A 9,778-nucleotide genomic window follows, 5' to 3' on the forward strand; every position below is an offset into this window, starting at 1 on the left:
TCACTCGCCTCCGGCTTCGGCTGGGACTTCGGCTTCGGGCGCCGTGTCGCCAGTGTTCTGCTGACCTTCGGTTTCCTCAACTTCGGCGGCCTGCGCTTCCGGGTCCTGCCGCTCTTCGGGGGTGACGGTGGCACCGGGGGCGGCTTTTTGCAGGCCGGCCACGATGACCCGGTCGCCGGGCTCGAGCCCCTCGTCGACGATCCAGTCCGCGCCGTAATCCTGAAGGATCGACAGGTTGCGCGTCTCGACGATGTTCTCGGCGGTCACGACCAAAGCCGTCGGATTGCCGCGGCGGTCGCGAGTGACCCCTTCTTGCGGGATCAGAAACACGTTGTCGGCCGTGCCGGTCGGCATTTCGACCTGCACGTACATGCCCGGCAGCAGAAGGTTTTCGGGGTTGGGGAAGGACATGCGCAGCACCACCACGCCGGTCTGTTCGTCCACATGCGGTTCGGCCGCGCTGAGCTTGCCCTTGGGCTCGTAGGTCGAGCCGTCGGCGAGCGTCAGCGACACCTCGCGCTGCCCGTCGGCCGCGGGGCCCTCGCGCCGGCGCCAGGCCAGAAGGTCGGCCGCGGACTGGGTCACGTCCACATGAACTGGGTCGAGCGCGCGGATGATCGCCATCGGCGTCGTCTGGCTTGCCGTGACAAGGGCGCCCTGGTTGGCTTCCGAAAATCCGATGCGCCCCGCAAGACGCGCGCGTATCTCGGTCCTGTCCAGGTCGATCTCTGCCGTTCGCAGCTGGGCACGGGCCGCTTCCAGCGCGGCCGCGGCGGCATCGCGGGCCGAGACCGCGTCATCCTCGGTCGCTGCGGACGAGATGCCGCGCTCGTTCAGGGTCTGGACGCGCTCGGCCTCACGCTCGGCCGCGCGCAGCTGCGCCTCGGCCTGTGCCACGGACGCCCGTGCCTGAGCGACAGCGGCTTCATAGCTGACCGGATCGATCCGGTAGAGCAACTCGCCTGCCTCGACCTCGGCACCTTCCTCGAAGAGGCGCTCGGTCACGATGCCGCTGACTTGAGGCCGGACCTCGGCCTGGGACGATGCGTGGACGCGGCCGGGCAGGGTGGAGGTGAGCGTGACCGACTGCGGCTGAAGCGTCACGACGCTGACGGTGGGCGGAGGCGGGGTCTGCGCAGAGGCACCGCTGCTCGCGACGAGCGCGAACAGGACGGCGGCCGCCGCGCTCTTCAGGAAGCTGGCCATGTCGATCTTTCTTTCGCGTGGCCCGCGCCACTTGATGTTCCACGGGCCGAGGAATAGGAAACTTTGCGGTTTCCTAAATTCGGACGTTGATCCTTGCAAGGCTGGAAGAGTGCGAAAGGCCTGTGCGGTGGCGCAGAGTCCACGCCGAAGGCGGGCGTCGATCGGGCGAGGGGGCGGCCGCCGGTCATGTCCACCGCGGATCGGATCGAGCGCATATTCGACGCGCTCGACGCGGTGTTCGACCGGCATGGCCTCGACGGGACGACGATGGCTGCCATTGCGGCCGAGGCGGGCATGTCCAAGCGCACGCTCTACGCCGTCTTTTGTGATCGCGATGCCTTGTTCTCGGCTTACATGGACCAGATCCGCAGCGAGTTCGTCCACGACCTGACGGATGAGGACCGCGCGCTTCCGCTGGAGGGACGCCTGCGGCGCTTGCTGGCCCCAGCGCCGCGCCCGCGCCCGTCGGGCCTGCCGCTGGCGGTGCTGCGGATGGCCCTTGCCGGGGGTGAGGACTTGCCCGAGGCGACGCGCGCCTGCCTGGCGAGCTTCGTTCAGCGCGACCGGGCGAGCATACGGGCAGAGCTCGATCGTGCCGTGTCGCGGAACGAGGCGCAGATCAAGGACACCGCGCAAGCAGCGGCCATACTCGAGGCGATGGTGCGCCCGTCGATCGGGGACATTCTTCTGAACCCCGGCGAACCTGCGAACAAGGATGAGAAGCACGCCCGGTTCAATGCCGGGCTGGAGCTCTTTCTCAGGGCGATCGTGCGCTGACCAGAGTCATGTAGCCGAAGCTTCGCTCGCTATGTGGATCTGCACGGCGTGGTCGGCACAACGGTGCACGAAGGCGGCTGGAAGCGCGCGATCGGTGAAGAAGGCGTCCAGATCCGTCAGGGTCGCGACGCGGACGGGCGCCTTGCGCAGGAATTTCGAATGGTCCGCGACAAGGAAGATCCGGCGCGCCTGATCGATGATCGCGCGCGTCACGCCCACTTCCTGCATGTCGAAGTCCAGGATGTCGCCCTCGTCGTCCAGGGCCGAGCATCCGATCACCGCGATATCGAACTTGAAATGCCGGATCGTCCGGGTGGTCAGGTCTCCGACGAGGCCGCCATCGGACCGCCGCAGCGTCCCGCCGGCCAGCACGATCTGGCAATCCGGGTTCTTCGCCAGCGTCGAGGCGACGTTGATGTTGTTCGTCACGGCAAGGATGTTGCGGTGCGCCAGCATCTTTTCCGCCACCGCCTCGGTGCTGGTCCCGATGTTGAGGAAGACCGAGCAATCGTCGGGGATCTCGGCGGCGCAGGCGGCAGCGATTGCCTTCTTTGCCTTCGCATTGGTGCTGCGGCGATCCTCGTAGCCGATGTTGACTACCCCCGAGGGCAGAACGGCCCCGCCGTGGACACGTTCAAGGCGACCGGCCTCGGCCAGGTCGGCGAGGTCGCGCCGGATCGTCTGGAGCGTGACGCCGAAATGCTCGGCCAGCCCCTCGACCGTGACTTTGCCATCGCGGCGGGCGATCTCGATGATTTCCGGGTAGCGGATCGTCAGGGACATCGGCGCGTGCTTCTTGTTCGTACGGCTGCGTTTTCGTTCGGTTTCGTGAACTATGCCGGTCGAAACCCGCTGGGGGAAGGGGTTTTCTGCCGCCATACCTGCTTTGGCGCACGTGTGGCGCGGGTGACTTCGCTGCGAAGCGAACAAAAGCGAAAGCCGGTGGTTGCTGCCCGCGCATCTGCCATGTAACCTGCGCGTGACTGGCTGCGAGGTTCGGGAGGAACAGTGACCGATCTGGAGGACACCTTGAATCCCTGGCCATTTCCGGAAGGTAACGCATCTGAGCGATGGACAAATCGCCGGATTGCGGGCCTTCATGCCATTCCGGACGGGCGTGAACTCCGTCGCGGCGGAACCTGGGAGGGGAGCGGGCGATGACCCTGACGCTAGAGGGCGTCTCTAAGGTGGTGGGCGGCAAGACGCACATCCACCCGACGAACCTGACGCTGGAGCCTGGCACGATGAACGTGCTGCTCGGGCCAACCTTGGCGGGCAAGACGTCGCTGATGCGGCTGATGGCGGGGCTCGACCAGCCGACCACGGGGCGTATCCTGTGGCAGGGGCAGGACGTGACCGGCCAGCGGGTGCAGGACCGCAAGGTGGCGATGGTTTACCAGCAGTTCATCAACTACCCCTCGATGACCGTCTACGACAATATCGCCTCGCCCATGCGGCTTCTGGGGCTGGACAAGGACGAGATCGACCGCCGCGTGCGCGAGGTGGCCGAGCTGATGCAGTTGACCCCGCAGATCGACCGCAAGCCGCTGGAGCTGTCGGGCGGCCAACAGCAACGGTGCGCACTGGCCCGGGCGCTCGTGAAGAACGCGGGACTGGTGCTGCTCGACGAGCCGCTGGCGAACCTCGACTACAAGCTGCGGGAAGAGCTGCGCGCCGAGATCCCCAAGATCTTTGAACGCTCGGGCTCGATCTTCGTCTATGCGACGACCGAACCCGAAGAGGCGCTGCTTCTGGGCGGCAACTGCGCGACGCTCTGGCAGGGCCGCGTGACGCAATTCGGGCCGACGCCGGTGGTCTATCGCAAGCCCGCCGACGCGACCACGGCCCGCGTGTTCTCGGACCCGCCGATGAACTTCATCGACATCGAAAAGACCGGCGACACCGTGCGCTTCGGGAAGGGGCACGAGATCGCTGCCGCGACCCTTGGCCACGATCTACGCGACGGCACCTATACCGCTGGCTTCCGGGCGAACCACCTGTCCCTCGACGGGCGCGGGGCGCTCAGCTTCGATGCGACGCTAAGCGTGACCGAGATCACAGGCTCGGAAACCTTCGTTCACCTGGCATACGAGGGGCGCCGCTGGGTCGGCCTGATTCCCGGCGTGCGCCACCTGGATCCCGGCCAGCCGCTGACCGTCCACCTTGATCCGCGGCACGTCTACATCTTCGCCGCAGACGGCCGCCTCGTGCAGCCCGCCCCCTATGCGGAGGCCGCGTGATGGCCAAGATCACCCTCGAGAACCTCGCCCATTCCTATCACGAGAACCCGCAGTCGCCGGCCGACTTTGCCCTGCAAGAGCTGAACCACGATTGGGTGGACGGCGAAGCCTACGCGCTGCTCGGCCCCTCGGGCTGCGGCAAGTCCACGCTGCTGAACATCATCTCGGGACTGCTTGTGCCCAGCCACGGGCGCGTGATGTTCGACGGCAAGGACGTGACGCATCTGCCCACGGCGGACCGCAACATTGCGCAGGTGTTCCAGTTTCCGGTGGTCTACGACACGATGACCGTGCGCCAGAACCTCGCCTTCCCGCTGAGGAACCGGGGCCTGCCCGCGACCGAGATCGAAGAGCGCGTCGCCCGCGTCGGCCGCATGATCGACATGGAGGATGTGCTGGACCGCCGCGCGAGCGGTCTTACGGCGGATGCCAAGCAGAAGATCAGCCTTGGCCGCGGTATGGTGCGCGACGACGTGAACGCTCTTCTGTTCGACGAGCCGCTGACGGTGATCGACCCCCACATGAAGTGGGAGCTTCGGACCCAGCTGAAGAAGCTGCACCACGATTTCGGCCACACGATGATCTACGTCACCCACGACCAGACCGAGGCGCTGACCTTCGCCGACAAGGTCGTCGTGATGCATGACGGCCGCGTGGTCCAGATCGGGACTCCGGACGAGCTGTTCGAGCGTCCGGCCCACACCTTCGTCGGCTATTTCATCGGCTCGCCCGGCATGAATCTGTTCGACGCCGAAATCGAGGGCCGCAAGGCGCGGATCGCGGGGACGCAGTTTGATCTTGGCACCGGCTATTCGCTGAAGGGCGGGAGGGTGAAGATCGGCGTGCGGCCCGAGTACATTCGCCTCGGCGAACATGGACTTCCCGCGCGGGTGCGGCGGGTCGAGGATGTCGGTCGCCACAAGATTGTCCGCCTCGACCTTGGCGGACAAGAGGTCTCGGCCATCGTGGGCGAAGGGGCATCGGTGCCCGATGGCGGCACGCACGTTCAGTTCGTCGAGGGCGGCGTGAACGTCTACGAGGACGAGTGGCGCGTGGCCCCCGAAGGCGGGGACGCCCCGCTGTCCACGAAGAAGGAGGCCGCGTGATGAAGACCGACAACCAGAAAGCCTGGTTCCTCGTCCTGCCGGTGCTGATCCTTGTCGCGTTCTCGGCCGTGATTCCGCTGATGACGGTGGTCAACTACTCGGTGCAGGACACGTTCGGCAGCAACCAGTTCTTCTGGGCCGGCCTCACCTGGTTCGACGAGATGCTCCATTCCGAGCGGATGTGGAACGCGCTTGGCCGGCAGATCGTCTTCTCGGGGATCATCCTTGCCATCGAGGTGCCGCTGGGTATCTTCATCGCGCTCAACATGCCGAAGAAGGGCTTCTGGGCGTCGCTGTGCCTGGTGCTGCTGTCGCTGCCGCTGCTGATCCCGTGGAACGTCGTGGGGACGATCTGGCAGATCTTCGGCCGCGTGGATATCGGCCTGCTGGGCTATACGCTGGATGCCTTGGGGATCGACTACAACTATACGCAGGGCTTCTATGCCGCCTGGGCGACGGTGATCGTCATGGATGTCTGGCACTGGACGTCGCTGGTGGTCCTTCTGGCCTATGCCGGCCTGCAATCCATCCCAGACGCCTATTACCAGGCCGCCAAGATCGACCAAGCCAGCCGCTGGGCCGTGTTCCGCTACATCGAACTGCCCAAGATGCGCGGCGTGCTGACAATCGCGATCCTCCTGCGCTTCATGGACAGCTTCAAGATCTACACCGAGCCCTTCGTCCTGACCGGCGGCGGACCCGGCAACGCGACCACCTTCCTGTCGATCGACCTTGTGAAGATGGCCCTCGGCCAGTTCGACCTTGGCCCGGCGGCGGCGTTCTCGCTGATGTACTTCCTTGTCATCATGGTGATCAGCTACGTCTTCTACATCGTCATGACGAACATGGACAAAGAGGAGGGCGGCAAGTGACCGACCAATCTCCTGCCGCACCCGGCGCCGCGACGCTGCCCGGGGACGTCACGCCCGAGGATGCCAACACCAAGCTGAAGCGCGGGTCGCGGTTCAACGGCTCGGCCGTGGTGATGACGATCTACCTGCTGTTCCTGTTGATCCCGATCTACTGGCTCGTGAACATGAGCCTGAAGACCAACACCGAGATCCTGGGCAGCTTCTCGCTCTGGCCGCAGAACCTGACATTCGCGAACTACGAGACCATTCTGACCGATCCGTCCTGGTACATGGGCTACGTGAATTCGCTGATCTACGTGGTGATGAACACGGTGATCTCGATCACCGTCGCGCTGCCCGCCGCCTACGCTTTCTCGCGCTATAACTTCATGGGCGACAAGCACCTGTTCTTCTGGCTGCTGACAAACCGCATGGCGCCCCCGGCCGTCTTTGCACTGCCGTTCTTCCAGCTTTATTCCTCCGTGGGTCTGTTCGATACGCACATCGCGGTGGCTTTGGCGCACTGCCTCTTCAACGTGCCGCTGGCGGTCTGGATTCTCGAAGGCTTCATGCGCGGCGTTCCGAAGGAGATCGACGAGACCGCCTATGTCGACGGATTTTCGTTTCCGCGGTTCTTCCTCAAGATCTTCATTCCCCTCATCTCGAGCGGCATCGGTGTCGCGGCCTTCTTCTGCTTCATGTTCTCGTGGGTCGAACTGCTGCTGTCGCGCACCCTGACCAGCGTTGATGCCAAGCCAATCGCCGCCACGATGACCCGCACGGTAGGGGCAGCCGGGATCGACTGGGGCGTACTGGCGGCGGCCGGAGTGCTGACCATCATCCCCGGCGCGCTCGTGATCTACTTCGTCCGCAATTACATCGCGAAGGGCTTTGCCCTAGGGAGGGTTTGATGAAACTTGGTGAACAACTTTTGCAAGATCACAAGGATACGCTGATTGAGCGGATCTGGATGAAAGGTCCCGGGAAAGCATTCACGCTGCCCGATCTCTTCACGGATGACGAATGGAGGGCAATGTCCGGGACCGACCACCAAAACCTTGGCAAGGCGTTCTATGCGGCGATCCGGCAGCCGCCTTTTGAGAATATCTGTCCGACCGACTACCCGATGAATCCCGCGCAACAGTATGTGCACTTCGAGCCCCGAAAGAAGTCCACGTCATGACGTCCGCCGACGACGTTCGTACCCCGCGCAGCCACACCGGCCTTGTCGCCGCGTTGGTGGTGCCGTGGGTCGCCCTTGGCCTCTTCATCCTGTGGGCAGGTATGCGCGCGTCGGGCGAGGACGCTGTGATCGAATGGACCGCAAGCCTCAACCCCGGCGGATGGATGGCGTGGGTGCTGCCAACCGCGCTGTTCTTCTGGGCGGTGGCGGGACTGCTCGTCCTGTTCTCGATCCTGGCCATCCGCGACCCCGAGCCGCCCCGGCGCGGTGTGCTGGGCATCGAGACGACCCGCGGCGACCGGCTGTTCATCGCGTTGCTCGCTTCGGCATTCCTCAATCTGGCGTGGCTCGCTCTGGCCCTCGGGCCTCAGTGGATCGCGCTGATCCTATGTGTCGTCCTTGCGGCGGCCATATTCCGGTTCGTGTAAGCCCACGGACCCAAGACCAACGTTCAAAAGGGAGGAAACCAACATGAACGTTTCGCTCAGATCGACTACCGCGTTGACGGTGGCGCTCGGGCTTCTCTCCGGTCCCGCATTCGCGGACATGGAGGCGGCTCGGGAATTTCTCGACAACGAAATCGGCGACGTCTCGACTCTCTCCCGCGAGGAGCAGGAGGCCGAGATGCAGTGGTTCATCGACGCCGCCCAGGAATTCCAGGGCATGGACATCAACGTGGTGTCCGAGACGATCACCACGCATGAATACGAAAGCCAAGTCCTGGCGAAGGCGTTCTCGGATATCACCGGGATCAACCTGACCCACGACCTGATCGGCGAGGGCGACGTGGTAGAGCGTCTGCAGGTGCAGATGCAGTCGGGCCAGAACGTCTATGATGCCTATGTCAACGACAGCGACCTGATCGGCACCCACTGGCGCTATGGCCAAGCCCGTAACCTTTCGGAATGGATGGAAGGCGAAGGCGCCGACGTGACCTCGCCGACGCTGGACCTCGAGGACTTCATCGGTACCGAGTTCACGACCGCCCCGGACGGCGCGCTCTACCAGCTGCCCGACCAGCAGTTCGCGAACCTCTACTGGTTCCGCTACGACTGGTTCAACGACGAGAAGAACAAGGCAGATTTTCAGGAGCAGTACGGCTACGAGCTGGGCGTTCCGGTCAACTGGTCGGCCTACGAGGACATCGCCGAGTTCTTCACCGGCCGGGATCTGAGCCACATGGGCGTGGACCAGGAGATCTACGGCAGCATGGATTACGGCAAGAAGGATCCTTCGCTCGGGTGGCGTTACACCGACGCGTGGATGTCCATGGCCGGAATGGGCGACACGGGCGAGCCGAACGGCCTGCCGGTGGACGAATGGGGCATCCGCGTGAACGAGGACAGCCAGCCCGTCGGGGCCTGCATGGATCGTGGTGGCGCGACCAACTCGCCCGCGGCCGTCTATGCGGTCGACAAGGCGATCCAGTGGCTGCAGAACTACTCGCCCCCCGCTGCCGCCGGCATGACCTTCTCCGAGGCGGGTCCGGTTCCGGGGCAGGGCAACATCGCCCAGCAGATGTTCATGTACACCACCTTTGTGGCACCGCTCGTGGACTCCGAAGAGGTGATGAACGAGGACGGCACGCCCAAGTGGCGCCTGGCCCCCTCGCCGCACGGCGCCTACTGGGAAGAGGGCATGAAGATCGGCTACCAGGACGTGGGTAGCTGGACGATCCTCGACTCGACACCGACCGACCGCGCCAAGGCCGCATGGCTTTACGCGCAGTTCGTGACCTCGAAGACCGTGGACGTAAAGAAGTCCGACGTGGGCCTGACCTTCATCCGCGAGAGCACGATCAACTCGGACCACTTCACCGAGCGGGCCGGCAACCTGGGCGGTTTGGTCGAGTTCTACCGTTCGCCCGCCCGCACCCAGTGGTCGCCGACCGGCACCAACGTCCCCGACTATCCGAAGCTGGCGCAGCTGTGGTGGCAGAACATCGGCGACGCGATGTCCGGTGCGAAGACCACGCAGGAAGCGCTGGACACGCTGTGCTCGGACATGGAGGACGTGATGGCGCGCCTCGAGCGTGCCGGCGTGCAGGGTGATCTCGGCCCGCAGCTGAACGAAGAGCAGAGCGCGGAATACTGGCTCGAGCAGCCGGGCGCGCCGAAGCCGAAGCTCGAGAACGAAGAGGAAGAGCCCGAGACCGTCTCGTATGACGAACTCGTGCAGTCCTGGCAGTAAGCTCAAAATGGTCCGGGGCAGGCGATGCTTGCCCTGGACGCCACTCCGCCGGCCCCCGAACCGCCTGGTTCATGGGCGAGGCCGGCACCTGATCGCTCTCCCTTAGTCTTGCCTCAGATCTCAAGTCGCGCCACTGCCGCGGCAGGACGTCCCGGCGACTTCCCGGGACTTGAGCCCCAACTTCCCTCCGGCCTTACGGAGGGTCCGCCGGTTGATGTCTGGCGC

10 protein-coding genes are annotated in these 9,778 nt (G+C 64.7%); 8 read left to right on the forward strand and 2 right to left on the reverse strand.

Annotated features, from left to right (window positions below):
• Positions 1 to 1,206 (reverse strand): efflux RND transporter periplasmic adaptor subunit, encoded by a 1,206-nt coding sequence (locus tag ACFDS3_RS10470; protein ID WP_375262303.1) that lies wholly within the window; start codon positions 1,204 to 1,206, stop codon positions 1 to 3.
• Positions 1,207 to 1,392: 186 nt separating this feature from the next.
• Between ACFDS3_RS10470 and ACFDS3_RS10475 the strand changes: the two genes are divergently transcribed.
• Positions 1,393 to 1,983, forward strand: a complete 591-nt coding sequence (locus ACFDS3_RS10475) for a TetR/AcrR family transcriptional regulator (protein ID WP_375262304.1) — start codon at positions 1,393 to 1,395, stop codon at positions 1,981 to 1,983.
• A gap of 6 nt (positions 1,984 to 1,989) precedes the next feature.
• Here the strand turns inward: ACFDS3_RS10475 and ACFDS3_RS10480 are convergent, their stop codons facing one another.
• On the reverse strand, positions 1,990 to 2,766 hold the full coding sequence (locus ACFDS3_RS10480) for a DeoR/GlpR family DNA-binding transcription regulator (protein WP_375262305.1): 777 nt from the start codon (positions 2,764 to 2,766) through the stop codon (positions 1,990 to 1,992).
• Positions 2,767 to 3,140: 374 nt separating this feature from the next.
• On the opposite strand from ACFDS3_RS10480, the gene ACFDS3_RS10485 reads away from it, so the two are divergent.
• From ACFDS3_RS10485 to ACFDS3_RS10515, 7 genes are all read left to right on the forward strand, one after another.
• Positions 3,141 to 4,223 (forward strand): ABC transporter ATP-binding protein, encoded by a 1,083-nt coding sequence (locus tag ACFDS3_RS10485; protein ID WP_375262306.1) that lies wholly within the window; start codon positions 3,141 to 3,143, stop codon positions 4,221 to 4,223.
• The gene (locus ACFDS3_RS10490) at positions 4,223 to 5,329 is read left to right on the forward strand and encodes an ABC transporter ATP-binding protein (RefSeq protein WP_375262307.1); all 1,107 of its coding nucleotides are present in this window, start codon (positions 4,223 to 4,225) and stop codon (positions 5,327 to 5,329) included. The genes ACFDS3_RS10485 and ACFDS3_RS10490 overlap by 1 nt, the downstream gene beginning before the upstream one ends.
• Positions 5,326 to 6,201 carry a carbohydrate ABC transporter permease gene (locus ACFDS3_RS10495; RefSeq protein ID WP_375262308.1) on the forward strand — a complete coding sequence of 292 codons (876 nt, stop codon included), beginning with the start codon at positions 5,326 to 5,328 and terminating at the stop codon, positions 6,199 to 6,201. The genes ACFDS3_RS10490 and ACFDS3_RS10495 overlap by 4 nt, the downstream gene beginning before the upstream one ends.
• Positions 6,202 to 6,314: 113 nt before the next feature.
• Positions 6,315 to 7,091 (forward strand): carbohydrate ABC transporter permease, encoded by a 777-nt coding sequence (locus ACFDS3_RS10500; protein WP_375262312.1) that lies wholly within the window; start codon positions 6,315 to 6,317, stop codon positions 7,089 to 7,091.
• Positions 7,091 to 7,363: a DUF1413 domain-containing protein gene (locus ACFDS3_RS10505; RefSeq protein WP_375262309.1), complete on the forward strand. Its 273-nt coding sequence runs from the start codon at positions 7,091 to 7,093 to the stop codon at positions 7,361 to 7,363. The genes ACFDS3_RS10500 and ACFDS3_RS10505 overlap by 1 nt, the downstream gene beginning before the upstream one ends.
• The gene (locus tag ACFDS3_RS10510; RefSeq protein ID WP_375262310.1) at positions 7,360 to 7,791 is read left to right on the forward strand and encodes a DUF2160 domain-containing protein; all 432 of its coding nucleotides are present in this window, start codon (positions 7,360 to 7,362) and stop codon (positions 7,789 to 7,791) included. The genes ACFDS3_RS10505 and ACFDS3_RS10510 overlap by 4 nt, the downstream gene beginning before the upstream one ends.
• A 43-nt stretch (positions 7,792 to 7,834) precedes the next feature.
• Complete coding sequence (locus ACFDS3_RS10515) at positions 7,835 to 9,553, forward strand: ABC transporter substrate-binding protein (RefSeq protein ID WP_375262311.1); 1,719 nt, start codon at positions 7,835 to 7,837, stop codon at positions 9,551 to 9,553.
• Positions 9,554 to 9,778 lie beyond the last annotated feature (225 nt).

Source organism: Palleronia sp. (genome assembly GCF_042089775.1).
In the GTDB taxonomy this organism is placed as follows: Bacteria; Pseudomonadota; Alphaproteobacteria; order Rhodobacterales; family Rhodobacteraceae; genus Palleronia.

Bases quoted from the DNA above. Each gene is read 5' to 3' on its own strand.
- ACFDS3_RS10505 (WP_375262309.1), top strand. From the start codon at position 7,091: ATGAAACTTGGTGAACAACTTTTGCAAGATCACAAGGATACGCTGATT.
- ACFDS3_RS10475 (WP_375262304.1), top strand. From the start codon at position 1,393: ATGTCCACCGCGGATCGGATCGAGCGCATATTCGACGCGCTCGACGCG.
- ACFDS3_RS10470 (WP_375262303.1), bottom strand. From the start codon at position 1,206: ATGGCCAGCTTCCTGAAGAGCGCGGCGGCCGCCGTCCTGTTCGCGCTC.
- ACFDS3_RS10500 (WP_375262312.1), top strand. From the start codon at position 6,315: ATGACGATCTACCTGCTGTTCCTGTTGATCCCGATCTACTGGCTCGTG.
- ACFDS3_RS10480 (WP_375262305.1), bottom strand. From the start codon at position 2,766: ATGTCCCTGACGATCCGCTACCCGGAAATCATCGAGATCGCCCGCCGC.
- ACFDS3_RS10485 (WP_375262306.1), top strand. From the start codon at position 3,141: ATGACCCTGACGCTAGAGGGCGTCTCTAAGGTGGTGGGCGGCAAGACG.
- ACFDS3_RS10490 (WP_375262307.1), top strand. From the start codon at position 4,223: ATGGCCAAGATCACCCTCGAGAACCTCGCCCATTCCTATCACGAGAAC.
- ACFDS3_RS10515 (WP_375262311.1), top strand. From the start codon at position 7,835: ATGAACGTTTCGCTCAGATCGACTACCGCGTTGACGGTGGCGCTCGGG.
- ACFDS3_RS10510 (WP_375262310.1), top strand. From the start codon at position 7,360: ATGACGTCCGCCGACGACGTTCGTACCCCGCGCAGCCACACCGGCCTT.